The sequence below is a fragment of the Neptuniibacter sp. genome (assembly GCF_024231755.1).
Taxonomy (GTDB): domain Bacteria; phylum Pseudomonadota; class Gammaproteobacteria; order Pseudomonadales; family Balneatricaceae; genus Neptuniibacter.
In genome coordinates, this window is sequence record NZ_JAAEQH010000083.1 from 1 (window position 1) to 22,994 (window position 22,994).

26 protein-coding genes are annotated in these 22,994 nt (G+C 46.1%); 9 read left to right on the forward strand and 17 right to left on the reverse strand.

The window, feature by feature from the left end; genetic code table 11:
* The first annotated feature begins 84 nt into the window (after nt 1-84).
* Entirely contained in the window at nt 85-978 is an 894-nt protein-coding gene (locus GY843_RS03770) for a TIGR01777 family oxidoreductase (protein ID WP_297306673.1), read from the forward strand.
* A gap of 146 nt (nt 979-1,124) precedes the next feature.
* Here the strand turns inward: GY843_RS03770 and GY843_RS03775 are convergent, their stop codons facing one another.
* The 4 genes from GY843_RS03775 to GY843_RS03790 form a co-directional block, all read right to left on the reverse strand.
* Nucleotides 1,125-1,799 carry a glutathione S-transferase N-terminal domain-containing protein gene (locus GY843_RS03775; protein WP_297306675.1) on the reverse strand — a complete coding sequence of 225 codons (675 nt, stop codon included), beginning with the start codon at nt 1,797-1,799 and terminating at the stop codon, nt 1,125-1,127.
* A gap of 19 nt (nt 1,800-1,818) precedes the next feature.
* Nucleotides 1,819-2,673 carry a glutathione-dependent disulfide-bond oxidoreductase gene (gene yghU, locus GY843_RS03780; RefSeq protein WP_297306677.1) on the reverse strand — a complete coding sequence of 285 codons (855 nt, stop codon included), beginning with the start codon at nt 2,671-2,673 and terminating at the stop codon, nt 1,819-1,821.
* Nucleotides 2,674-2,685: 12 nt separating this feature from the next.
* Nucleotides 2,686-3,357 (reverse strand): haloacid dehalogenase type II, encoded by a 672-nt coding sequence (locus GY843_RS03785; RefSeq protein ID WP_297306679.1) that lies wholly within the window; start codon nt 3,355-3,357, stop codon nt 2,686-2,688.
* Nucleotides 3,358-3,451: 94 nt separating this feature from the next.
* Nucleotides 3,452-3,991: a carboxymuconolactone decarboxylase family protein gene (locus GY843_RS03790; RefSeq protein ID WP_297306681.1), complete on the reverse strand. Its 540-nt coding sequence runs from the start codon at nt 3,989-3,991 to the stop codon at nt 3,452-3,454.
* A gap of 146 nt (nt 3,992-4,137) precedes the next feature.
* Between GY843_RS03790 and GY843_RS03795 the strand changes: the two genes are divergently transcribed.
* Together GY843_RS03795 and GY843_RS03800 are read left to right on the forward strand one after the other, a co-directional pair.
* Nucleotides 4,138-4,719 carry a TetR/AcrR family transcriptional regulator gene (locus GY843_RS03795; RefSeq protein ID WP_297306683.1) on the forward strand — a complete coding sequence of 194 codons (582 nt, stop codon included), beginning with the start codon at nt 4,138-4,140 and terminating at the stop codon, nt 4,717-4,719.
* A gap of 38 nt (nt 4,720-4,757) precedes the next feature.
* Nucleotides 4,758-5,969 (forward strand): MFS transporter, encoded by a 1,212-nt coding sequence (locus GY843_RS03800; protein WP_297306685.1) that lies wholly within the window; start codon nt 4,758-4,760, stop codon nt 5,967-5,969.
* 42 nt (nt 5,970-6,011) lie between these two features.
* On the opposite strand, the gene GY843_RS03805 is transcribed toward GY843_RS03800, so the two are convergent.
* Nucleotides 6,012-6,269 carry an HlyU family transcriptional regulator gene (locus GY843_RS03805; RefSeq protein WP_297306687.1) on the reverse strand — a complete coding sequence of 86 codons (258 nt, stop codon included), beginning with the start codon at nt 6,267-6,269 and terminating at the stop codon, nt 6,012-6,014.
* 380 nt (nt 6,270-6,649) lie between these two features.
* Here GY843_RS03805 and GY843_RS03810 point away from each other — a divergent pair, with 380 nt between their 5' ends.
* Nucleotides 6,650-7,060, forward strand: a complete 411-nt coding sequence (locus GY843_RS03810; protein ID WP_297306689.1) for a PaaI family thioesterase — start codon at nt 6,650-6,652, stop codon at nt 7,058-7,060.
* Between the two features lie 62 nt (nt 7,061-7,122).
* Here GY843_RS03810 and GY843_RS03815 read toward each other — a convergent pair whose 3' ends face one another.
* Both GY843_RS03815 and GY843_RS03820 read right to left on the reverse strand, forming a co-directional pair.
* Nucleotides 7,123-7,524, reverse strand: coding sequence for a GFA family protein (locus GY843_RS03815; RefSeq protein ID WP_297306691.1), 402 nt, complete (start codon nt 7,522-7,524; stop codon nt 7,123-7,125).
* Nucleotides 7,525-7,536: 12 nt separating this feature from the next.
* Nucleotides 7,537-8,124: an NAD(P)H-dependent oxidoreductase gene (locus GY843_RS03820; protein WP_297306693.1), complete on the reverse strand. Its 588-nt coding sequence runs from the start codon at nt 8,122-8,124 to the stop codon at nt 7,537-7,539.
* Nucleotides 8,125-8,235: 111 nt separating this feature from the next.
* On the opposite strand from GY843_RS03820, the gene GY843_RS03825 reads away from it, so the two are divergent.
* Complete coding sequence (locus tag GY843_RS03825) at nt 8,236-8,604, forward strand: helix-turn-helix domain-containing protein (RefSeq protein ID WP_297306695.1); 369 nt, start codon at nt 8,236-8,238, stop codon at nt 8,602-8,604.
* 78 nt (nt 8,605-8,682) lie between these two features.
* Here the strand turns inward: GY843_RS03825 and gcvP are convergent, their stop codons facing one another.
* Nucleotides 8,683-11,583 carry an aminomethyl-transferring glycine dehydrogenase gene (gene gcvP, locus GY843_RS03830; protein WP_297306697.1) on the reverse strand — a complete coding sequence of 967 codons (2,901 nt, stop codon included), beginning with the start codon at nt 11,581-11,583 and terminating at the stop codon, nt 8,683-8,685.
* Between the two features lie 376 nt (nt 11,584-11,959).
* Between gcvP and GY843_RS03835 the strand changes: the two genes are divergently transcribed.
* The 3 genes from GY843_RS03835 (at nt 11,960) to GY843_RS03845 (ending at nt 15,279) form a co-directional block, all read left to right on the forward strand.
* Nucleotides 11,960-12,559, forward strand: coding sequence for a 2-hydroxychromene-2-carboxylate isomerase (locus tag GY843_RS03835; protein ID WP_297306699.1), 600 nt, complete (start codon nt 11,960-11,962; stop codon nt 12,557-12,559).
* 10 nt (nt 12,560-12,569) lie between these two features.
* Nucleotides 12,570-13,163 carry a glutathione S-transferase family protein gene (locus tag GY843_RS03840; RefSeq protein WP_297306701.1) on the forward strand — a complete coding sequence of 198 codons (594 nt, stop codon included), beginning with the start codon at nt 12,570-12,572 and terminating at the stop codon, nt 13,161-13,163.
* A 115-nt stretch (nt 13,164-13,278) separates the two neighbouring features.
* Nucleotides 13,279-15,279: a TonB-dependent copper receptor gene (locus tag GY843_RS03845; protein ID WP_297306703.1), complete on the forward strand. Its 2,001-nt coding sequence runs from the start codon at nt 13,279-13,281 to the stop codon at nt 15,277-15,279.
* Between the two features lie 91 nt (nt 15,280-15,370).
* On the opposite strand, the gene GY843_RS03850 is transcribed toward GY843_RS03845, so the two are convergent.
* The 9 genes from GY843_RS03850 to GY843_RS03890 are packed head-to-tail and all read right to left on the reverse strand — an operon-like array spanning nt 15,371 to nt 22,407.
* Nucleotides 15,371-16,417, reverse strand: coding sequence for a lipid A deacylase LpxR family protein (locus tag GY843_RS03850; RefSeq protein ID WP_297306705.1), 1,047 nt, complete (start codon nt 16,415-16,417; stop codon nt 15,371-15,373).
* Nucleotides 16,414-16,950: a disulfide bond formation protein B gene (locus tag GY843_RS03855; RefSeq protein ID WP_297306707.1), complete on the reverse strand. Its 537-nt coding sequence runs from the start codon at nt 16,948-16,950 to the stop codon at nt 16,414-16,416. The genes GY843_RS03850 and GY843_RS03855 overlap by 4 nt, the downstream gene beginning before the upstream one ends.
* A 32-nt stretch (nt 16,951-16,982) precedes the next feature.
* Entirely contained in the window at nt 16,983-17,324 is a 342-nt protein-coding gene (locus GY843_RS03860; RefSeq protein ID WP_297306709.1) for a YdbL family protein, read from the reverse strand.
* A gap of 14 nt (nt 17,325-17,338) precedes the next feature.
* Complete coding sequence (locus GY843_RS03865) at nt 17,339-17,539, reverse strand: YnbE family lipoprotein (RefSeq protein WP_297306711.1); 201 nt, start codon at nt 17,537-17,539, stop codon at nt 17,339-17,341.
* A gap of 47 nt (nt 17,540-17,586) precedes the next feature.
* On the reverse strand, nt 17,587-19,914 hold the full coding sequence (locus GY843_RS03870) for a YdbH domain-containing protein (protein WP_297306713.1): 2,328 nt from the start codon (nt 19,912-19,914) through the stop codon (nt 17,587-17,589).
* A gap of 34 nt (nt 19,915-19,948) precedes the next feature.
* On the reverse strand, nt 19,949-20,353 hold the full coding sequence (locus GY843_RS03875; protein ID WP_297306716.1) for a hypothetical protein: 405 nt from the start codon (nt 20,351-20,353) through the stop codon (nt 19,949-19,951).
* Nucleotides 20,353-20,991, reverse strand: coding sequence for an O-methyltransferase (locus tag GY843_RS03880; RefSeq protein ID WP_297306717.1), 639 nt, complete (start codon nt 20,989-20,991; stop codon nt 20,353-20,355). Before GY843_RS03880 ends, GY843_RS03875 begins: the two co-directional genes overlap by 1 nt.
* Nucleotides 20,992-21,003: 12 nt before the next feature.
* The gene (locus GY843_RS03885) at nt 21,004-21,339 is read right to left on the reverse strand and encodes a hypothetical protein (protein ID WP_297306720.1); all 336 of its coding nucleotides are present in this window, start codon (nt 21,337-21,339) and stop codon (nt 21,004-21,006) included.
* Between the two features lie 21 nt (nt 21,340-21,360).
* Nucleotides 21,361-22,407 (reverse strand): potassium channel protein, encoded by a 1,047-nt coding sequence (locus tag GY843_RS03890; RefSeq protein ID WP_297306722.1) that lies wholly within the window; start codon nt 22,405-22,407, stop codon nt 21,361-21,363.
* Between the two features lie 275 nt (nt 22,408-22,682).
* Between GY843_RS03890 and GY843_RS03895 the strand changes: the two genes are divergently transcribed.
* The gene (locus tag GY843_RS03895; protein ID WP_297306724.1) at nt 22,683-22,991 is read left to right on the forward strand and encodes a hypothetical protein; all 309 of its coding nucleotides are present in this window, start codon (nt 22,683-22,685) and stop codon (nt 22,989-22,991) included.
* The last annotated feature ends 3 nt before the right edge of the window (nt 22,992-22,994 follow it).

Consider the following 22,994-nt stretch of genomic DNA (forward strand, 5'->3'; position numbering starts at 1 on the left):
TGCACTCTTACAAAAATTCGCTAATCTGAAGTAGGGTAACAATCGTACCAATAATGTCGTGTATTGGGGACCAGGGAAATAACAATGAAAATATTAATCACAGGTGGAACCGGGTTTATTGGACAGCACCTGATACGTAAACGCCTGCAGGCAGGAGATGAGATCTACTGCTTGAGCAGAGATCCGGACAAAGTTGAGCGTATATTTTCTGGAAAAGTAGCGGCTTTGAAAGCATTGCCTGATCCAGAAGATTTTGAAGTAGACGCTGTAGTCAATCTGGCCGGTGAACCGATTGTTGATAAGCGTTGGAATGAAGCGAGAAAACAGGTTCTGCGCAATAGCCGGATAGATCTAACCACTGAGCTGGTTGATTGGATTGCGAAACTACCTGTTAAACCTGAAGTGTTAGTGAGTGGCTCAGCTATTGGTTATTTCGGTAGTGTGGAAGGGGGTCAAAAGCTCGGTGAAAGTGCTGATTTTACTCCCGGATTCACTCACGACCTTTGCAATGATTGGGAAAAAGCAGCTTTAAGTGCAGAAAGCTCAGGCGTTCGAGTTTGTCTTATTCGTACAGGCGTGGTGCTGGGTCATGGCGGAGCATTGAGTAAGATGTATTACCCGTTCAAAATGGGTTTGGGCGGTCCAGTCGGTAGTGGTAAACAGTGGATGTCCTGGATTCATATTGATGATGAGGTGGAGGTAATTGAGATGCTCCTGACTCATTCTCAACTTTCTGGTGTGTTTAATCTCACTTCACCTAATGCAGCGACGAATGGCGCATTTTCCAAAACCCTGGGCAGGGTTATGCATCGCCCGGCTATCCTACCTATGCCTGCTTATGCGATGAAACTTCTATTGGGTGAAGGGGCTGAACTGCTATTGGAAGGGCAGCGAGTATATCCTGAAAAACTCCTTCAGGTCGGTTATAAATTTAAGTATCCAGATCTTGAAGAAGCGCTTGCCAGTATTTGTACCTAGGGCCTGTTAGCACTAATTTATTCATCCCTGTTAAGACTAGATCTGCCTACAACTTAAGAGATCTTGCTTCTAAATCGTATAACCCTCTTTAAGCCATAAAATGTTTTTAGACTTAAAGAGGGTGGAGAGCTAAGTCTGTCGATAGGTCAGGCTTTATAGTTTTGTGGGTATAGTGCTTTTTTAGCTTCTTCATCAAGTTCCGATTTAAAGCCAACATCGCTGCCGGTTGCTCTTGCTTTGGCAACAGAAGGTCGGACATCTACAGCTTCAAACCAGCGTTTCAGGTTTGGATAGTTCTCCAATTCGCCTTCACCCAAAACCGGAATGACTTTATCAATCCAGCCCCAAGCAGCGATATCCACGATGGTAAAGCTGTCACCAACAAAAAACTCTTTGTCCGCCAAACGATCATTCAGCACTTGATAGTGACGTTCTGCTTCACGACGGTAACGGTTGATTGCGTAAGGGATCTCTTCTGGAGCCGCTTTCTGGAAATGTACCGCTTGCCCGGAGTAGGGACCAAGGCCCGATGCGATAAACATCAACCAGGAAAGGATCTCACCGCGCTCATCTTCTTTACCCAGTAATTTACCCGTTTTCTCTGCTAAATAGAGCAAAATAGCGTTGGAATCGAAGATGATCGTGCCATTATCGTTGATAGCTGGAACTTTGTTATTTGGGTTGATGCTGGAGTACTCAGGAGAGTGTTGCTCACCTTTAAGGGTATCTACTGGGATCAGTTCATAATCCAACTCGGCCTCTGCCAGAAACAGTGCTACTTTCATTGGATTTGGGGTTGGGTGGAAATAAAACTTAAGCATAGAATTCTCGTAATCGTCGTTAAGGTTTTAGTTTTAGTATTTGGTCGATATCTGTGGCGTTGTGCCGGTTAGCTAACCGCTCCCAAGGTTCTCCCCAGGTCCGGTTAACTATCCTGCCTCGTTGTACAGCAGGGCGTTGTTCAATCTCTCTGGCCCAGCGTTGTAGATTGGGGTAACTATCTACATCCAGGAATTCCCCCGCACTGTATTGCTGACCAAGTACCAGCAGTCCATACCAGGGCCAGATCGCTATATCTGCAATGCTGTATTCTTCAGCCGCGATGAAGCGTTTCTTGGATAACTGTTTATCAAGAAGGTCCATCTGGCGTTTTACTTCCATGGTGAAGCGATTGATCGGGTACTCGAACTTCTCTGTTGCGTAGGCGTAGAAATGACCAAAACCACCACCCAGATAGGGTGCGGATCCTTGTAGCCAGAATAGCCAGTTCATCACCTCGGTTTTTTCTGCTGTGGTCTTAGGCAGGAAGTGACCGAATTTATCTGCCAGATAGAGCAGAATGGAGCCTGACTCAAAAACTCGAACTGGCTTGTCAGCGGAGTTATCAATCAGTGCAGGAATCTTTGAATTCGGATTAAGTTCGACAAAACCACTAGAGAACTGATCGCCTTCACCTATACGGATCAGATGCGCATCGTATTCAGCACCCTCAACACCTAAAGCCAGTAACTCTTCCAGCATAATAGTGATTTTCTGACCGTTAGGAGTTGCGATGGAGTAAAGCTGCAGAGGGTGTTTACCCTGCGGTAATTCAGTATTGTGAGTTGCTCCGGATACCGGCCGATTTGTTTTAGCCCACTCGCCGCCGTTTTCTGCATCAAAGGTCCAGACTTGTGGTGGTGTGTATATGCTCATTTAAAAAACCTTTTAAGCGTTAATCTGTTCACTGAGTTCAATCAGATCCTTAACGATCAGATCTGGTTCCATATCCCAGGGATCAAAAATCTGATCAGGGTTTCGTTTAACCCATACCGCATTCATACCTGCTGCTTTGGCGCCTATCACATCAAAAGGATTACTAGAGACCAACCAGCTGTTAGAGGTTGTCGCTTGGGTTCGTTGCATCAGGTATTGGTAAACTGCGGGATCAGGTTTGTAGGTTTTAAGGTCATCCACGCTGATAACATCATTCAGATAAGGTAAGACTTCGGCGTTACCTAATAGTTTACGTACCGCGGTTTCCGGACCATTCGAAAAGGCGGTGATGGAATGGCCTTTGTCACGGAGTTTTATCAGTCCGGGGATTACATCGGGGTAAGCATCAAGATTGGCAAACTCTTTCACCAGTTGTTGCTGGACCTCTTCAGGCAACTCAATATCAAAAACTTCCATGCAGTAGCGTAGCGCCTGCAGAGTGCAGACACTGAAGTCCTCATATTTCTGCATCAATGCTCTGCGAAAAGCATATTCCACTTTCTTTTCATGCCAGAGCTGACCAAAAGCTTTGGCTTGATCACCTATATGTGATTTGAGGTGTGCTCCCATTTCAACGGGGTCAACCAGCGTGCCATATACATCAAAACCTATCATTTTCGTCATATTCCCTTGCCCGTGATTACTGCTATTAACTCGGTGTGCTGTCTCTGTATTTAAGAGAGCGTTCTAAGAAGGTTAAAAGAACGCAATGTGAAAGTTATGCGAACTTTTGAAAACTCTCATCAAGCGGAGTTTTGGCAATATGGTTTGTGTAATTACTCATTACTTTCTGAGAGAGTCCGAGCAAAATTCCGAGAATATGTTTTGGCTCATATCCCGCAGCATAAAACCTTTCCAGCTCTTGTTCGGTCAGATGACCACGGTTCTGGACAATTGATAACGTGGTTTCATGTAACACCTGGAGTTTTTCCGTTGGAAGAGCAGTCTTGTTTCTAAGAGCAGTATCTACTGCGGGATCAACTTGCATCATATTGGCAATCAAACTATGGGCGGGAACACAGTATCCACATTCGTGTTCTACGTTGATGGTCTGCCAGACCACGGTGAGCTCTGCCGCATTGAAATCGGTTTCCTGAAACAGTTTATGCAACAGCTGATAGGCTTCTAGCACAGCAGGATCTTCACCGAGTACAGCGTGTAGATTGGGAATCATTCCAAAATTCTTTAAGGAATTTTCGAACAGGGGTTTTGTCTCTTCAGGAGCTGATTCCATTGTGTGTAGCTCAAAAGTTTTCATAACTTACCTCATGCTTTTTCAGGAGCGTAATCCATTAACCTTAATGAATTTGTCTTGAACGACTGTTCAATTTAATTTTATCCTAGCTGGACTTGAACGATTGTTCAAGCTAAAATTTGAACAAGTGTTCAAGTGCAGGCTAAGAAATGGTTAATCAGGCAAAACATGACAGGCAAGAGGTAATAGAAAAGGCTACTCTACTTTTCTGGGAAAAAGGCTTTCACGCAACCTCTATGCGTAACCTACAGGACCATATAGATATGCGTCCGGGTAGCATCTATGCCGCATTTGGTAGTAAAGAAGGTTTATTTAAAGAGACCCTGCAGTGCTATGCGGATAACAGTGTTTCTCGTCTGGCTGCAGCTGTTGATGCAACCAATTCACCACTGGAAGCCCTAAAAAACTTCCTCAAAAATGTGGTTCTTGGCCGCCAGAGTGCCGCTCCCAATGAAATGTGTATGCTCGTTAAAACGGTGTCTGAACTGACAGAAGAGAATGCCGAATTGCTGGCTGAAGCAAAACGTTTATTGAAGGTGATGGAAGATCAATTTACAGCTCTACTTGAGCAAGCAAAAGCTCAGGGAGAGTTAGGTTCAAGTAGTGACCCTCGCCGTTTAGCTCGTCTTCTTCAGATGCAGTTGATAGGGCTGCGCGCTTATACCCGTGTAAACCCGGATGACGGTACTGTGAACCAATTGATTGATGATGTCTTTGCCAACCTGCACTAATTATTCTTTAGTATCCTGTTAGAAATAGCCTATTCACGATGAGTGTTACCCCTAAATCTACTCTTAATCCGTGGTGGATAGTTTCCGCCGCTGTGTTGATTCTTGCCTGTAATGTAGGCGTACGGCAAACCACGGGTTTGATGCTGCCAGAGATTAGTCTGGCAATCTCCACTCCAGTATCTGAACTAGCTTTTGGTTTTGGTGTTCAAAATCTGCTGTTGGGTGCTGTTGCGCCATTTGTTGGTATGCTTGCAGAGCGTTATGGCACCGCGAAGATTCTGGTGATTGGTGGCTTGATCTATCTACTCGGAACACTTTGGGCTGGATTGGCACAAAGTGGTGAGATCTTCTTTATCAGCAACGGTGTACTTGTTGGTATCGGTATTGGTGCGACAACTTTCCCCATCGTTTTGGCTGCTGTCAGTCGATACTTTCCAGAATCTAAGCGCACATTTGCCCTGGGTGTTACCAGTGCAGGCGGCTCACTGGGGCAGTTTATTTATGCGTCTCTAATCGGGGTTACAGATGCCTATCTCAATTGGTCAGAAACCTATCTTCTGTTTGCGGCAACGCTGATCTTTATCATCTTACTTGCTCCAGTGTTGAGGAGTGAGAAAAGGGCTGAAGAGGAAAGGTATGTTAAAACCTTTGATTGGGGAGCGATCAAAAGTGCCTTTTCCAACCGTGATTATCTGTTGCTGAACCTTGGTTTCTTTGTCTGTGGTTTTCATATTGCACTGTTAACAGTACACATGGCTGGCGTGGTGAATTACTGCGGACTACCGCCAGAGGTTGCAGCTAATTCGTTGGCGTTTATTGGTATCGCCAATGTGGTGGGTGTTATTGCGGCGGGCTGGGCAGGGGATCGCTGGCATAAACCGTGGCTGTTAACGCTGATCTATTGGTTTAGGGCCTGCCTGATCATGATGTTGTTGTTTATTCCTCCTGAAACAGAGCTGTTTTATCTGTTCTCTGTTCTAATGGGTGTGTTGTGGCTCTCGACTGTGCCGCTTACTAGTGGTGCTGTAGCGCAGATTTTTGGTACCCGTAATCTGGCTTCACTCTTTGGCTTTGTGATGTTCAGTCATCAGATAGGTGCTTTCTGTGGCAGCTGGTGGGCGGGGCTTATCTTTGACCAGTCCGGTTCGTATGAGTGGGCGCTAATTATCAGTGCCGCTTTGGGAATTATGGCTGCTGCGGTACACCTGCCAATAACTCCTCAAAGGATGGAGCGATATCGTTTCGCCTGATTTTTGTGGGGGACAGATTTAAATCTGTCCCCATAAAGCTTTTCAAAGGAAAACCTGTTCGCCTTTCTGATCAATCAGGCTTTTAGCTTTCTGGTGGGTCAGCTCTACGCAAGTGTCTTTATCAGCAATTCTATCGATCACTGTATAGTTTCTCTGACGCCCTTTTTTACTGATTACTGCATTGATACGGAAGCGACCAAAATCTTCTTCCGGTGTTGCGGCAATGGTATAGCCCTTATAGCGGATTGCGTCCTCAGGCAGAGGAGAAAACAGTGAAGTGATTGAAGAAAGAAGTCCCATGGCGATAGTCCTGTATTTTTTTTAACCAATATTAAGAGTATGCCGGGGGTAGGGGAACGGTTGAGAGACCAAAGAATGGAGAGTGGTAAAAAGGCCAGCTACTTAGGGGGCACACCCAGGCTTAGGACTTAGGGAGGAAAATTAAGTCGATCCACTTCAATGGGCGATGAACAGCTATAACAGTAATATCCCGCTCAAAGACCCGTAAACTTCACTTTGGAGTGAAGAACCAGCCGGCATTACGCCCTGTTTAGAATTTCTTATCTTTCTAGGGCTCCTGACAAATCCAATCCCTAAGCTTCACTCTTGGTCATTATTGTTATTGAAGCATCAATCAAGCCACTACATATTTACCTTAACCGCTGATTTATGGGGTATCTATGCTATCAATCGAAGAGTTAAACGCATTTTTTGATCGTGAATTTCCACACGCACAGCTGATCGTTGATGAGGTGGGCGAGAAGACAGCTACGATCAGAAAAGTAATCGGTCCGTCTGATCTCAGGCCCGGGGGGACAGTTTCTGGACCAACGATGATGTCGATGGCCGATGCTGCCCTCTATGCTGCTGTTCTGAATGAGATAGGTCTGGTCGCCCTTGCTGTAACAACCAGTCTTAACTTCAACTTCTTAAGCAAGCCTTCCTCTGACAGAGACCTGATTGCAAAGTGTAGTTTAATCAAAGTAGGGCAGACGCTTGTTGTAGGTGAGGTATCACTTTATTCCGATGGCAAAGAGGAACCGGTAGCCCATGCGGTTGGGACCTACGCAATTCCTCCTGTTCGCCCGTGAGGGTGCAGGTTTAGGGGACAGACTTAAGTCTGTCCCCATCAATACTCTATACACTTAACGAACTATCGCTTCGGTAGGGCATCATCCACATCCACAATTCTTCGATCATAGAAGAAATGCGCATTCGACTGTAAATCTTCGGGCAGTTTGTCATCATTACATTTGCGGTACATGAGTTGTGAGATCAGCTTCCAGCCCATCGCATTCGTGTTGTAGACGACCTCACCGCAGTGTTTGCAGAAAACACGGGTCATACGTTTAGTTGGGTGCTGAAACTCAATGACCTGATCTGCCCCCTTCGTAACGGATACCTGATCCGCTTCCCAGGCCAGAACAGAATGGTAGGGAACCTGCAGCAGTTCCCGACAGTCTTCACAGTGGCAAAAAGCATGGACTTTTGGGCTGCCGCTCATACTGACTTCAACAGCATTACAGTCGCAATGAACCTTATGATTTTCTGGCATCGGCTACCCCCTTTAAGAAAAATACTTCTCGATATGTGCGGTGTAACGCTGGAAATCCTTCTCGATATCTGCGTTTTTCATCACATCAAAACAAGCGAAGGTTTCAATCGGCGTCATGCCGAAGAAACGGAAATTCATATGCATAGGGAAGAATAGATCATCCACAGACTTACCCTGGAACAGGTATTCGTTCTCGTCATTAAAGGACTCTTTCGGCGCATTGAATGTCAGAGACAGCATATAGTTCGTACCGGTTAAGGTACCGCCAGCACCATAGTTCTTTTTTGGTTCCTCTTCTGTTCGACCATCAAACGCAGTCAGGCGACCATCCATACCTGCTGTGTATACCTCATCCATGTATCTCTTGAACGACCATGGCACACCCATCCAATTTACAGGGGACTGAAGAATGACGACATCAGCCCAGATATGGTTTTCGATTTGTTCATCCACATCATAGTCGTGTTGGGTTTCTACAACCCTTGTTATATGACCTTTGGCTTCTAACAATTCTTTGGCTAGCTCAACCATCGAACGATTCAGACGGCCTTCTGCAAATGGGTATTGGTGATGTGCATTGATGATAAGAATATTGCTCATAATTAACCTGTGCCTATCTGCTATGTTTAAGTGAAATAGTGATACTAGGTATATTATGGTAACCTTATCTGTGTTCTCAATTAGTTTACTTTTGGTAACCAGGCGGAATTTATGGGCTCAGAGACTAAAACCTATGTTGAAACAGATAGTTACGGGCGAAAAAAAGTTATCAACGCTTGCCTGGAACCCTGCGCTATCGAAAAGGGTATGCGCTTGATAGGTGGAAAATGGACCGGCTCTATTATCTTCCACCTGAAAGACGGCCCTGTCCGCTTCAATGATCTGACCCGTATGCTCGGTGGAACCAGCAAAAAGATGATCGATCAACGCCTGAAAGAACTGGAAGCCAGAGATATGGTGATCCGCAAAGTACTTAGCGACCGCCCAATAGCGGTAACTTATGAGTTAACAGAGTTTGGCCGTTCTGCGCTGAAGATTCTGGATGATTTGAGGGTGTGGTCTGAGTCGAATGGGTTGTAAAAGCTAAAAGTTTTAAAGGATAAAAAACGGGCCATCAGGCCCGTTTTTTTAGTCAGAGAAGTAGTAGCTCACTACGAATTATTCCGCATAGTCCTCAACAGGAATACAGCTACAGAACAGGTTACGGTCGCCGTATACATTGTCGATACGGTTAACCGTTGGCCATACTTTGTTAGCTTTCAGGTGCTCTGCCGGGAAAGCAGCTTTTTCCAGAGTGTATGGGCGATCCCAGTTACCATCGATGATATCTGCCATAGTATGTGGTGCGTTTCTCAGCGGGTTGTTGTCCGCATCGATTTCACCTTCCTGAACCTGACGGATCTCTTCACGGATGATGTTCATTGCTTCGATGAAACGATCCAGTTCTGCTTTTGATTCAGACTCGGTTGGTTCGATCATTAGCGTGCCTGCCACAGGGAAGGACATAGTTGGTGCGTGGAAGCCAAAGTCCATCAGACGCTTCGCTACATCTTCCTCTGTGATGCCGGATGCTTCCTTAAGAGGGCGCATATCGATAATACATTCGTGAGCTACGCGATCATTACGGCCTGTGTAAAGAACCGGGAAATCAGCACTCAGTTTCTTGCTCAGGTAGTTTGCGTTCAGGATCGCATTCTCTGTCGCCGCACGCAGACCTTCACCGCCCATCAGAGCGATGTAAACCCAGGAGATCGGCAGGATTGATGCGCTACCCCAAGGTGCTGCAGAGACTGCACCGTTTTCTGGATTAGGACCTTCGATCTGCTGTACTGGGTGGTTTGCAACGAATGGTGCCAGGTGCGCTTTAACACCGATTGGGCCCATACCCGGACCGCCACCACCGTGTGGGATACAGAAAGTTTTGTGAAGGTTCATGTGCGATACGTCAGCACCGATCTCAGCTGGTTGGCTGATTGCTACCTGAGCGTTCAGGTTTGCGCCGTCCATATAAACCTGACCGCCGTTATCGTGAACGATCTGGCATATCTCGCGGATATCTTCCTCATATACACCGTGTGTAGATGGGTAAGTGATCATCAGGCAAGACAGGTCATCTTTGTGCTGTTCTGCTTTAGTGCGTAGGTCAGCAACATCAACGTTACCGTTTTCGTCACATGCAGTGAGAACAACCTTCATATCTGCCAGAGCAGCAGATGCTGGGTTAGTACCGTGTGCAGACGTTGGGATCAGGCAGATGTTGCGGTGACCATCACCGTTCGCCTGATGGAATTTACGGATCGCGATCAGACCTGCGTATTCACCTTGTGCACCTGAGTTAGGTTGCATGCAGATCGCATCAAAACCGGTAATCGCTTTTAGTTGATCTTCCAGTTCAGTAATCAGCTGCTTGTAACCCTGTGCCTGATCCATTGGTGCGAACGGGTGCATTTGTCCGAACTCAGGCCATGTTACCGGGATCATCTCAGCGGTTGCGTTCAGCTTCATGGTGCAGGAGCCCAGCGCGATCATGCTGTGCACCAGAGAAACGTCTTTGTTTTCCAGCTGCTTCAGGTAACGCAGCATCTCTGTTTCGCTGTGGTAGCTGTTAAATACCGGATGCTGCAGGATTTCAGATTCACGAACCAGAGAAGCAGGGATGGAGCTTGTTCCATTAGCTGTAATCTCTGCATCAATCGCTTCCAGGTCCAGACCGTGGCCATCGCCCAGAATACAGTTCCACAGGGTGTTGATTACGTCACGGTTAGTGCACTCATCACAAGTGATACCCAGCTGCTTGTCGCTGATCTTGCGCAGGTTGATACCTGCATCCAGTGCGTTCTGGTAAGCCTGATCAGCGTTATCCAGATTCAGTGTAATGGTATCGAACCAAGTATTGTTCGCTAGTTCTACACCTTTGCTTTGCAGGCCTGTTGCCAGAATGTCTGTCAGGCGGTGGATACGGTTGGCAATAGTTTTCAGACCTTCTGGACCATGGTAAACCGCGTAGAAAGCGGCCATGTTTGCCAGCAGGACCTGAGCTGTACAGATGTTGGATGTCGCTTTCTCACGGCGGATATGCTGTTCACGGGTCTGCATCGCCATACGCAGGGCTTTGTTGCCGCGAGTATCAACAGAAACACCGATAATACGGCCAGGTACAGAACGTTTGTAAGCATCACGTGTGGCAAAGAATGCTGCGTGTGGACCACCGTAACCCATCGGTACACCAAAACGCTGTGCAGAACCGAATACTACGTCAGCACCTAGCTCACCTGGTGATTTCAGGCTTACCAGTGCCATGATGTCAGTAGCTGCACAGAACAGAGCTTTTTTAGCGTGAGTTTTTTCGATCAGGTCTGTGTAATCGTTCAGGTCACCAAAGGTGGTTGGGTACTGAACCAGAACACCAAATGGATCGTGCTGGTCGATCAGCTCCGCGACATTACCGACGATTACTTCGTAACCCAGTGGCTCAGCACGGGTTTCGATGACGCTGATGTTCTGCGGGTGTACATTCTCATCAACCAGGAATACATTAGCTTTCTTGGCTTTGGACATACGCTTACACAGCGTCATCGCTTCAGAAGCAGCAGTTGATTCGTCCAATAGGGAAGCGTTTGCCAGATCCAGACCTGTCAGATCCAGAACCATAGTCTGGAAGTTCAGGATCGACTCAAGGCGGCCCTGAGCTACTTCAGGCTGGTAAGGTGTGTAAGCCGTATACCAACCCGGATTTTCCATCACATTACGCAGAATAACATTCGGCACGATAGTGTCGGTGTAACCCATGCCGATCATCGATGTGTTAACTTTGTTTTTCTGTGCGACTGATTTCAGGTATGCCAGTACTTCGTCTTCGCTACGACTTCCAGGAAGATCAATAGGGGATTCAAGCTGGATGGATTCTGGAACGGTTTGTTCAATCAGTTGGTCCAGACTTTCTGCACCCAGCTCCTGCAGCATTGCTTGCTGCTCTTCTGCTGATGGGCCGATATGGCGTGCGATGAAAGCGTCTTTTTGCTCCAGAACTGATAGTGGAGCCTGATTCTGTGCCGGCATCTTAGTGTTACCTGTGATCAGTTTATCTATTTAGGTGCCGCTTCACGAGTCGTCAGCCCTCTAAATTGGGGCCTTTCGGGGCTCGCTATTCGGAACCTGCTTGGTGTGCTCAAAAAGTGCGCTAATCATACCTGTTTTCTGGCAATTTTGTGATAGTAAATTGATAAAAGTTTACTTTAGGAAACTTGTTTTTCTTATCCGCTTCTTGATTCTAGCTTCAATAAAAAGCCCGTAGACTGTAGAAAAACACTTATATGTGAATTTAATTCATAAATGGTTTGAATATATGTGTATTAATCAATGAGTAGAGCTGGACTAACATCAATGTAATAGATAATCGCTTTTCTGGATAAGCCTCTTTTTTACAGGTGAGATTATGAGTAGCCCAATTGATGTAACCCTGTTCTTTAATTTCCGTAGCCCGTACTGCTATCTGGCCAGCAAAACGCTGTGGCCGATTGTTGATGATTATGATGTGAATCTAGTTTGGAAGCCTGTAGGTGGTTGGGATCTGCGCTCATCACCTGAGCGAGCGCAGAAAAAGATTCCAATTGCACGGCAGGATCTGGCACGGTTTGCCCGCCGTTTAAACGTGCCTGTTACCCCGCCTCCTAAAGAGACTGAACCAACACTTGCCGGTCAGCTTTCACTTTTCGCTGAAGAAAAAGGTGTTTTACGGGCCTTTATTACTGAAGTGATGGCTGCGGAGTGGGGCGAAGGGAAGAACATTGGCGATCCAGAAGTTTTACTAGAGGTTGGCGCATCGATTGGACTTGATCGAGATGAGATGAAATCTGTTCTTCGGGATGAAAAGTATCTGGACCAATTGCAGGCAAATGCTAAAGAAGCAGAAGATCTGGGTGTAGTGGGGGTTCCGACCTTTGTAATTGGAGATCAGATCTTCTGGGGACAGGATCGAATAGATTTTGTACTCGAGGAACTAGAGATGCTTACTTCGTCGGCAACCAAAGATTGAGGGTTGAGGCATGATATTGTTTGATAAACCCGAATGTCCTTTTTGCTGGAAAGTCCGTCTGACTTTAACTGAGTTAGGTGTGGATTTTGAGTTGCGCAACTATCTAGCTCCTTATCAGGAGGATATCTGGAGACCGCTAACACCAAATCAAACGGTGCCGGTTTTAGTCACCGATGATGGTGTGATCTATGAGTCAGATGTGATTCTTGAATACCTTGAGGATCTGACGGCTAAGTTGCTACCTGAATCAATTGATGAGCGGCTTAAAGCCCGCCTTATTAATAAATACAGTGATACTAAGATCGGTGCTGGTTTACGTGAAGTGATTTTTGAAAAACGAGATAAACCTGAATCCGAGTGGGATTGGCAGCGGATCAATTCCGGAATCCATACCTTTTTTTCAAGGCTCCCTTTCTTAGAAGAAAAATTGGATGGGCAGGAGTACTTCACTTCTCAATATTCGCTGCCAGAAGCGGCGCTCACTGCACGTTTTGCGCTGGCAGAAGCCTATGGGGTAGAGATCCCTGAACAATTCCCTGGATTACGGGATTGGTTTAGTCGAATGAAGCTTCGTGCGAGCTTTCAGCAAACTGCTCCTTGGTAAATCGTAACAGTGTTGCTGCGACAACTTGCCGCGCGACACTGTGTCACATCCCGATAATCTCGTTTTCTCATTAGAATCTGCACCAATTTTAGAGTTTGCTAATTAAAGGTGCAGTGTGAAAAAACAGATCCTTTCCCTTGCTGTCTCAGCAATCATTGCAGATGTGGCTATTGCCGGTCATGACGATCAGAATCTTGTTATCGAGATCAACCGTGGTTTACCCCAGTTGGAAACAGCGATCCGGGAAACCACTACAGGTGTTAAAGCCTCCCCGGTTTCTGATGGTGGTGAACTGTTGCAAAGCCTGACCGGTGTTTCTGCCATTCGCATGGGGGGGCGAGCACTTGATCCAGTGATTCGTGGACAGAAGGAAACACAGCTGAATATCTTATTGGATGGTGGCTACATCCATGGTGGTTGTCCAAACCGAATGGACCCACCCACAGCATACACCTCTGTAGATAGTTATGATCGTGTCACTGTGATCAAGGGCAACCGTACTGTTGTGTACGGCGGTGGTGGTTCCGGTGGTACGGTCCTGTTTGAACGTGATTGGCCGATGATTGATGAAAAAGGTTACAACGTTGATCTGGCGGGTAGCTATCGTGGTAACTTTGAACAGTGGGAGTTAGGGGCTGATCTTGTAGCGGGTAATGACGATGGTTATATCCGTTTTATCGCTCATGAAGGTGAGTCTGAAAACTACGATGATGGTAATGGCAATGAGGTCGAATCAAAGTATGACAGCCAGTCCAATGCTATTCTTGGCGGTATCCGTTTAGGCGATAACACAACACTGCAGGCCAGCTTTGAAAAAGCTGATGAAGAGGATGTGCTATTTCCAGGGGCGCAGATGGATAGCCCTTATGCAGATGCTGAAAATAGCCGTATCAAGCTGGAACACCAATTCACTAAGGGAGCCTTACGCCAGCTAAAGATTGAGGCTTATCAGTCGGACGTTATTCACTTGATGGATAATGCCAAGATGACCTCTCCATCCTCCTCCGATACAGATGGCTTACGTATTGTTGTTGATGCTAATGCTGCTGAGATCGACTGGACCTTTGGTGCTGACCTGCAGAAGAATGACCGTGATGCAGTGGCATATATGGTTTCCAACGGTATGAGCGCTTTCAGCCAGTGGCCTGGGGTTGAAATCGACCAGTCCGGCCTGTTTGTTGAGGGTGAAAAATCCGTTGGTAAAGATGATGTGGTTAAAGCGGGACTGCGTTATGACCGGATCAAGGCTAGCGCGTCACGTGCAGGTGAAACCTTCGGCATGATGATGGGAGCACATACACCTCTATCCCAATACACCAGCTACTACGGTGTAACTGATACCGACAGTACCGAGAACAATGTGGGTGGATTTGCATCTTGGACTCACCGTTTCAACGATCAGTACACAGTTGAAACCACTCTTTCAAGAAGTGTGCGTACAGCTGATGCTACTGAGCGTTATATTGCTAAGAATCCGATGATGGGTACTGATTGGATCGGTAATCCACAGATCGATCCAGAAAAGCATCATCAGATTGAAGCGGTATTTGCCAGTAGTGGTGATAACCTGAACTGGTCGGTGACAGGGTGGTATAACCGGGTTAATGATTACATTCTGCGTTACAACACCGGAAGTGCCGATCTATACAAAAATGTGGATGCACAACTTTATGGTATCGAAGCGGAAGCGAATTATCAGCTAAGCGATAGCTTGAGCCTGGCAACTGCACTTGCTTGGTTAAAAGGTAAAAACAAGGATGATGGAACTCACCTGTCCCGTATCTCACCTCTGGAGTTAAACACCTCTTTGGATTACAGCAAGCAACAGTGGAAACTGGGTGCTGAGTGGAAGCTGGTAGCTGAACAGAATGATGTCTGCCTGAGCTCTGATGCCTGCGGCGGACAAGATGTTCGTCAAACACCTGGCTACGGTATCGTGAATCTGCATGGTGAGTATGCTTCTAAATCAGGCGTGGTTGTCGCTATGGGAGTCGATAACCTGTTTGATAAGGCTTATACGCTGCATGAGAGTCGTGATTATGTTCTGGATAGTGGTCCTGTGCAGGTAACTGAGCCAGGGCAGAATATCTGGGTTCGGTTGAGTGCTAAGTTCTGATTTAAGATTCTACTGATAGTTTTGTGGGAGGTTGCCCCTAGCGGAGTTTGATTTCTCTTAAGGCTAGGGGCTCTCCCACAATGTAAAGCGATTACAAACTATAGGAATAAGTCAGGCTGAGAGAACCGAAAGAGTGCCCATCTCCTTGGCCTTTAAACTCTTTGCTACGGTGAACCCGAGCGAATGAGACCTTCCAACCGTGGTAAAGTGCGGCAACACCAAAAGCCGTTTCACCTACCAGCGCCTCTTTACCGATAGAGTGGCTGTCTCGGAAGGTATTTCCATCCAGAAATATATCGTGCAGTACCCAACGGCCATCCATTGAAATAAAAGCATGAACGCCCAGATTATTATTACGACTGCCGCGCTGATAACGGCCGTCACCTAAACCGGGTGCACTGTTATCACCTCCACTTCGCAGAGCTGATGTGCCGAAATCTTGTGGTAGGTGCCAACCGAAGCGGAACTCTGCTCCTCCATTGAGATAAGTAGCCACATTACCCAGGCTAGCTCCAGCATGCAGAATCGTGTCGTATTCCAGTAGAGGAGTTAGATAACCTTTACTGATACGGTTCTTATGCTCATAAACCAGTTGGAATCCGGGCTCATTCTTTAGCTGATTATCCCAGCCATTGAATTTTCTAAACCCGCGCAGATCATGAACGGCATCCTGTGCTTGTTCCCCTAACGCCCAAGGTCCAACAACACCCAGACTGAGTTCAGCAGTGTTCATTTTGTTTTTTGTACGGCTGTGATAAGCAACACTGCCGTACAGCCAGGCAGCATAGGGACGGTCATTAGGGTCGACATCGAAACGGTCAATATCTTCCGGGGTATAGATCTGCTGACCGATACTCAGAACCAGATTACGTTGGATACTTTTATCGCTCTCATCTTTTGGATCAAATAGAGGCAAATAGCTGTTAAGTTCTCGGCTCCATTCAGGCAGACGTTCATCGTTAAGATAACTATCCACGTTTGGTGAAACCCAGGATGCGCGGATACCGTTGGTATAGTTCTGATCGGTTTCTGAAAACAGGTCGTTTTCAAAATAGAGATTTAGTGTCCAGGGGGCTTCATCCGCTGTGGCCTGAATCGAGATTAGACTAAGTAGAAAAGCAGAAGTTAATCTGCTCACAGAAACAGGCCTTCAGGGCGTTCTTTTTTAAGCAGCATCTTCCAGCAAAGCAGGAAAAGCATAAGAAATAGGAAGAGACTTTGTTCAGCAAAACCAACAGGTATTGCGGGTAGAGCTTCAGCAGTGCAGTTACTGGAAAGGCTAAACAGAAGTTCTAGCTTACCAACAATGCTTTGTTGCGTAGCCATTAGCTGTTCAAAGGGTAGCTGACACATGTTTTGTAGGCTGCCATCTATCTGTTCCGGTTGGGACTGAACCCAGAGATGATATACGGCAGCCCCTAAACCAGAACAGACGACAAGCAGATTTATAAAACTGTAGAAACGTTGCCCAGAAACGCCTGGGTTATGTATCAAGGCGATAAAGAACAGGCCTGTACAGATCAGAATTATTAAACGGATAAGGGATGAAAGAGGACTGATAAGATCGGTAGATCCAGTCTGGAGACTGAGTACTATATAAATCAGCGCAGATAAACTGCAGAGAAAGCCGAGAGCATTCAAGCGTCGATAAACAGGGTTCTTATTAGCCATTCTGCTCTCTTACTTATTCTGTAATGAATTGCTTATTTTTTCTGCCACTTGCCATTTTGTAGCTGAATGAAATGGCCTGATGGTGCTCGTTCCTGCAGTCGTTGCCCCATGCGTATCTCAAAGACACTACGTTCAACACCTGCTTTACTCGCACCTTTAACATAAGCGGAGCGACGTTTGCTATTGATGTCATCTACCAGTTTACGTAAGTCTGCTTTCGGTGCTGATGTAACAATACCCAGATAGCCGTTAGAGCGTTCTCCAATCAGACCTTGAGCTTTGGCATCATCCTTTGAGATGGCCCAGGCTGGAGCTGCAATAAGGGAGAAAACGAGTGCAAACAGGGTAAGTAAGTTACGAATTTTGTTTTTCATCACGTGTATCTCCCTTAAAAGATGTCGCTGTTTTCAGACAGGAGTTCATCAATCTCTTTATCAACTTTGACTAGAATTTCATGTTCAATTTTGACATTCAGATTGATAGTGATGGGCTCGCTCGGAACCGCGACCTCAACGCGCGGTGAACAACCGCTGGTACCAGCCAGGGCGATGATCAGCGCGCCAGGAAGGAGTAAGTGGTTAAGTTTCATGGTTGTTCCTCGGTTTTAAGCGTTTGGCCTAAGTCTATATGAATAGCCTAACGATAACGCTTCTCAATTGTTTTAGTCAATTTATCTGTAAATTGTAAGGTTTGTAATAACTTAGGGATGTTTTCCTCAATGTTAATTGTAAAGTCGACGGGGTGGCCATTATTCCAATCTGGGTTGTTACCCTTGAGTCGTGTATTTAGTAGGGCAGTCCCGTCTTTTGCATAGTTCAGTTTGATATCCAGTTTTTCGTAGTGGAAGTTTTCCAGCGCTTCAAGTGCCATCTTTAACCCGGCATTTGTGGCTGCGTAAGCCGTTACTGTCGGGTTGGGAAGGAAGTTAATCTTGCCCCCCGGATCAAGGCTGTTGAGAACTCCATCTGTGATACTCAGTTCATTGTTGCTGAAGTTGAGAGGGAAGTTACCGGATAACTTTCCCTCTCCCGAAAGGCATTGTTGCTGTTCCAGGCTCAATATTGCGCCCAGATCCATTTTTTCGATCTCAACCTGAGTCGCAAGCTCAGGGGACAGCGGATCGAAACTGACCGGAGCGATACTGATATCTCCTTCAAGCAAGCGGGCTTTCACGTGTTCCAGCTTGAGTAGATCACGTCCTTTTGCTCGCTCATAGGCGTAGCGGGTTTGAACCTTTGTGATCTCAACACCCGTTGTAACTCTTTCCAGCTTAACAGCACCTTTATCCTTTATTCTCCCCGAGGGATATACGGTAGTAGATGAATCCCAGTCGATCTGTTGCAACTGATAATCTTCCCAGTTTAAGTCAGCACTACGGATGCTGTTGTTAAGGTTGGCTGAGAAAGCGCCGTTCCTGAATCGGGCTGAGCCGTTATGAAAAAGGCTACCTTTACTGATACTGAGTTCAGCAGGGATAGAAATATAGGGGGCCAGTATTTGGTCGATATTTTTTAAAACTACAGGTTTGAGTTTCCAGGAAAGACGACTGTCATTTTTTGTTAGATCAGTTTTGTGGCTACCAGAGATATTAATAGGTAGATCTCTTGTTCTCAGCTGATAGCTTCCACTTAGCTTGTTATCTTTAAATTTGAGACTGCTGTGCAGATCAAAGATGGGGAGAGGCTGATCAGGAATGGTTAGTTTGATATTTGAGCTTTTTAAGTTTGCATCCAGCTGCATATTTTCCAGATCGAGCTGCTGAATATCTAGTGTAACAGCACCTTGCCTTAAGCGACCCTGTGGTAGGGAAACTTCCGGGTGCTCAATATGTAACTTTGCAAGCTTCAACTCGGGGAAACTTGTTTCTCCTTTCATCATGGAAGCGAGGTCAGCGTTGAATTGAATACCTTTTGGGGTAGTCAAATAAATAGTGGAGATAGGCTCTGAAAGGCCATCTATAGTCAGATGGTGTGCAGAGAGCTCACTTTTATGAGAAATATTCAGAGAGAGGTCGTTGCGCGAAAAACTTAACTCACTGTCAAAATTTAGCTTTACAGTCTGCAACTGCGGAGTGGGATGATGAACAGTGATCTGACCTTCCACAACTTGATTAGACTGTACGCTCAGGAGCAGATCATCGGGAGTGAAGTCGGTTTGCAGTGGAAATGAGGTAATACCAATGCTTGTTACAGATCCTGAAAACTCAGGAAGAGCCTGTTCTGTTGGTAAAAGCTTTTCCTGCCATTTCTGTAATCCAGTCAGATCAAACAGTTGTGTGGCTGACAGTTTTAAGTTGTCTTCGTAATAGAGTTCACCGTTAATGACCACAAAAGGAATGTCCTGCTGCAACAACCGCAAGTGGAAGGCGTCATCCTCTGTTAGCTCAACATCACCCCAGCCCAGATCTTCGTTGTTACGCTCAAAGTGAACACGGCTTAACAGGTTTTGATGATCAAAGTGCAGTGCGCCGGAGAAACGCCAGTCAGGGGTACCATCAGGATAATCCAGTTCCAGATTGAGCTGCCCGATGCGTAACAAGTCTACAGGAATCTGTTTAAACCACTGACTAGGTAAGGCAGCGCTGAGATCCACGGTTTCTCCAGCGGATTCCTGCTGATTCAGACTGCTGTAACTGATCTTTACATCCGATTGGGGCAGTTCTATTTCTTTCAGCTTGTGTTGTAGAAATAACTCTAACAGCTGGTATTTAACCCGGATCTGACCAGTTTCGATGCGGATATGTTTGTCACCTTCCTGTTTCTCCAGGTGCAGGTTGTTGATCTGCAGGCTGTTCCACTCAGGTGGCTGCATATCCAGTTCAATATAGGAGAAATTTTGTTTTTTCAGCCAGTTTTGTAAGCCCTTCTGAGCAATGAGGGGGGATAGGGAATAGAGTGCCAGAGCAGTAGAGGTAATCAGCAGGGGAGGTAATAGCCACCAAAGAAGCTTTTTTCTGCTTTGCATGTAACCTCCCTTGTAAGTCGCTTAACCTGTGAGCTTACTCAAGCTCCAGATCATAGAGACGTTCTACCGCATCTTTAAGGTGGAAGATAAGCTCACTGTATTTATCTGTATCGTTCTCGATATCTATATCGCCCAAACGATCGGCGGTCTCTTCCAATGATTCACCACGGTTATCAACACCGTAGTCAGCCATCAGCCAGTACATCAGACCATAAATCTCTTTAACGCTTTCGACCTGATCCAGGTCTTCCAGCATTTCATTGCGGATCTGTTTCAGCCGTGGCATTAAAGGTGAGCTGTCCTCTGTTTCTAAGTAAAGCTCAAGCAGTTCGAATGCATACTGAATTAGAACAGTTTCGCTATCCGTTGGAGTGGATAGCGAGGAGGTTTGTTCCATTGATGGTGAGTCAGATTTCAATTGCTGCAGCAGGAAAGCCATTAACGGATCTTCCTTACCACATTCATTCCATCACGCACGGTTAGGAAGATGTTTTCCACGTTTGGATCGGCGGCTATCTCTTTATTCAGTTCAACCAGAACATCGTCGATATCTGATTCAGGCTGGATAACTTTACCTGACCAGAGCATATTATCGAGAACAATCAATCCGCCCGGACGAGTCATCTCCAGCGCCTTGCGGTAGTAGTTAAGGTAGTTGCGTTTATCAGCATCAATGAAGGTGAAGTCCAGCTCCATATCTAGCGTTTCGATAGTTTCGATAGCTTTACCGAAGATCACCTCAATCTTATGTCCGTGAGGGCTGCGATCGAAGAATGTTTTCGCAAAATCGATGGCGCGAGGATTGGTTTCGCAGCAGATGATCTTGCCATCGTCAGGCATCCCTTCAGCGATAGAAAGGGCGGAGTAACCGGTAAACATTCCGATCTCCAAAACATTCTTTGGCTGGTGGAGCTGCACTAAAAACTTGAGTGTGCGACCTACAAGTCGACCGGACAGCTTCTGCGGCCAGCCCATATTCTTGTTGGTTTCATCAATCAGTTCCTGAAGAAGTTCAGGTTCAGGTGTTGTGCTTAAAAATGCGTAGTCTTCTACCGCTTCGTTTACCAGAAATTCCACTTAATCTTTCTCTTACTTATCAGGTCGCAACATTACTTTACTGGCCCATGCATCGAAGGCCGGGCTACCGTCTTCAGGAATGAGCTGAAATTGGCAGACAATAATATCACCTTCCGGGCACTGCTTGATAATTGCTTTTGCATTAGCTGGAGCAGGGAGACAACCGCTCTGGGGTGGCTGGCCTACGCCATAGAGGGACCATTTTAGTAACTGGTCGTAGTTCTCTTTAGTGGTGCAGACCGTATAGCTGTTATCGATTACCCGATAAATTTTAGGTTCTTTTGTTGGGGTTTCTTCTGCCTGAAGAAACGTCGGGAATAAGAACAGGAGTAGAGTCAGGTATTTCATAGTAGCGTTACCTGTGTTGCTTTAGCGTTGTGCAATGGCTGCCCAGTCGAGCGTCTTCAAGCGTGATTCTGCGATGTAGTATACAGTGCAGCCCGCTTTAATACGTTGTTCGAGCGAGGGGTTCACCTCAGGTTTTCCATCACTATCGAGATCAACAGCTATTAGCGTAGCGCCATAGTTTTCTTTTAACGGTACATAGAGATCGCGGACTGTTATTTCGGGCAATTTCTCCGGAACAACGATTGAGAATTGGGTCATTCCAGTAGAAGCATTAAGCAGTTCGTGGTGAAGTATGCTCGAACCTGGGTCCATGGCTGATTTAACCATCATCTCGGTGGATACGGATGGCGTACATTCGATAGTTGGGCAGTGCTGCTTAAGCAGTTTACTCAGGCTCTCGTCACGAAAATACGCAATCATGTGAGCCGTTGAGTTCAAGTTATAGAGATTAAGTGCAGCACTCAGAGTTTGGTCGTCTTGGGCACAGTCGATGATAATAGTTGATGCATCTTCTATATCAGCGCGCTTAAGCCCCGCTTCACCATTAAGGGATAGAGTACGAACAAATTCGATACTTCCCGGTAAGGGATTCTCCATCTCTTCGGCTACACAAAGGCAGATATCCCGATTCAGGTTTTGACGTGCTTCTGTTTTCAGTAGTTTAAGTAGAGGTAGAGTGCGCTGCTCATTCCAGCCCACCACAACAATATGATCATGTAAGTCGAGTTCTTTAAGACCCATAACGCCTTTTCTCCACTGAAATGCACTGAAAGCAGCAAATTTACCAACTGTAAGAGCGAACATACCCAAGCCAAACGGGATGACATAAAACCCAACAAGCGTTTTCCCGAGAGGCGTCTGCGGAGACAGATCTCCATAACCAACGGTAGATGCTGTGACGAGAAGCCAGTATAAGTAGTCCTGACCGGTAAGATTGGTTTCGCCTGCTAGGTATAGGAGCAACCAGCTACTTGCACTGTATAACAGCAGAAGTGCAAACACTGCCTGCCACTTCATCTTCTTGAAGTGGCGATAGATCAGTTTGCGTAACCCTTTGAATACCAGCATAAAAACGAAAATCGCCGAATAATATTTTCTGCGAGTTTACCTTCCTTTTAAGAGAACAGGCAAAAAAAGGTTCTACACCTTACCTTGCAGGCATATTCAGCAATATGCCTTTTCATCGAACCCTAATGACCAGATTGAAGTTATAGGGCTTAAAGGTGCATTGGACTTGAGCACAGGTTGTCTTACAATGCAGCGACAAATTGAATCGTTTCTGGAGTGTGGTTGTGCCGAGTATTGATCCTCTAATTATTTTTTTGGTAACAGGTGTTGTATCCATGTCAGCTGCATTATGCGCAGGGGCTTTGAATAAACTGCCTGAAGAGGATAAGCCTGCTTTTGCTCACAGTAAAAATGGCATGATGGCGATTCTACTTGCCGGTAATATTGCTGCTGTTGCGCTACTGTTTTCCGCTGCATACGGTTTTAATAAGCTGGATTGGTGGATTCCTCTGCTTTGCGTATTTGTTACCTTCCCAATCGCGCATTATGTGGTTATCCAGCAGCTCTTTGGAGACGTTAAAGGTTTGTTTGTAATGTCGCCACTGGCGTTGGTTTCTCTTCCTGTACTTTACCTCTACTGGTAAGAG

Excerpts from the sequence above, each read along its gene's own strand:
- GY843_RS03770 (WP_297306673.1), top strand. The coding sequence starts at position 85 with ATGAAAATATTAATCACAGGTGGAACCGGGTTTATTGGACAGCACCTG.
- GY843_RS03775 (WP_297306675.1), bottom strand. The coding sequence starts at position 1,799 with ATGCTTAAGTTTTATTTCCACCCAACCCCAAATCCAATGAAAGTAGCA.
- yghU (WP_297306677.1), bottom strand. The coding sequence starts at position 2,673 with ATGAGCATATACACACCACCACAAGTCTGGACCTTTGATGCAGAAAAC.
- GY843_RS03785 (WP_297306679.1), bottom strand. The coding sequence starts at position 3,357 with ATGACGAAAATGATAGGTTTTGATGTATATGGCACGCTGGTTGACCCC.
- GY843_RS03790 (WP_297306681.1), bottom strand. The coding sequence starts at position 3,991 with ATGAAAACTTTTGAGCTACACACAATGGAATCAGCTCCTGAAGAGACA.
- GY843_RS03795 (WP_297306683.1), top strand. The coding sequence starts at position 4,138 with ATGGTTAATCAGGCAAAACATGACAGGCAAGAGGTAATAGAAAAGGCT.
- GY843_RS03800 (WP_297306685.1), top strand. The coding sequence starts at position 4,758 with ATGAGTGTTACCCCTAAATCTACTCTTAATCCGTGGTGGATAGTTTCC.
- GY843_RS03805 (WP_297306687.1), bottom strand. The coding sequence starts at position 6,269 with ATGGGACTTCTTTCTTCAATCACTTCACTGTTTTCTCCTCTGCCTGAG.
- GY843_RS03810 (WP_297306689.1), top strand. The coding sequence starts at position 6,650 with ATGCTATCAATCGAAGAGTTAAACGCATTTTTTGATCGTGAATTTCCA.
- GY843_RS03815 (WP_297306691.1), bottom strand. The coding sequence starts at position 7,524 with ATGCCAGAAAATCATAAGGTTCATTGCGACTGTAATGCTGTTGAAGTC.
- GY843_RS03820 (WP_297306693.1), bottom strand. The coding sequence starts at position 8,124 with ATGAGCAATATTCTTATCATCAATGCACATCACCAATACCCATTTGCA.
- GY843_RS03825 (WP_297306695.1), top strand. The coding sequence starts at position 8,236 with ATGGGCTCAGAGACTAAAACCTATGTTGAAACAGATAGTTACGGGCGA.
- gcvP (WP_297306697.1), bottom strand. The coding sequence starts at position 11,583 with ATGCCGGCACAGAATCAGGCTCCACTATCAGTTCTGGAGCAAAAAGAC.
- GY843_RS03835 (WP_297306699.1), top strand. The coding sequence starts at position 11,960 with ATGAGTAGCCCAATTGATGTAACCCTGTTCTTTAATTTCCGTAGCCCG.
- GY843_RS03840 (WP_297306701.1), top strand. The coding sequence starts at position 12,570 with ATGATATTGTTTGATAAACCCGAATGTCCTTTTTGCTGGAAAGTCCGT.
- GY843_RS03855 (WP_297306707.1), bottom strand. The coding sequence starts at position 16,950 with ATGGCTAATAAGAACCCTGTTTATCGACGCTTGAATGCTCTCGGCTTT.
- GY843_RS03860 (WP_297306709.1), bottom strand. The coding sequence starts at position 17,324 with ATGAAAAACAAAATTCGTAACTTACTTACCCTGTTTGCACTCGTTTTC.
- GY843_RS03865 (WP_297306711.1), bottom strand. The coding sequence starts at position 17,539 with ATGAAACTTAACCACTTACTCCTTCCTGGCGCGCTGATCATCGCCCTG.
- GY843_RS03870 (WP_297306713.1), bottom strand. The coding sequence starts at position 19,914 with ATGCAAAGCAGAAAAAAGCTTCTTTGGTGGCTATTACCTCCCCTGCTG.
- GY843_RS03875 (WP_297306716.1), bottom strand. The coding sequence starts at position 20,353 with ATGGCTTTCCTGCTGCAGCAATTGAAATCTGACTCACCATCAATGGAA.
- GY843_RS03885 (WP_297306720.1), bottom strand. The coding sequence starts at position 21,339 with ATGAAATACCTGACTCTACTCCTGTTCTTATTCCCGACGTTTCTTCAG.
- GY843_RS03890 (WP_297306722.1), bottom strand. The coding sequence starts at position 22,407 with ATGCTGGTATTCAAAGGGTTACGCAAACTGATCTATCGCCACTTCAAG.
- GY843_RS03895 (WP_297306724.1), top strand. The coding sequence starts at position 22,683 with ATGTCAGCTGCATTATGCGCAGGGGCTTTGAATAAACTGCCTGAAGAG.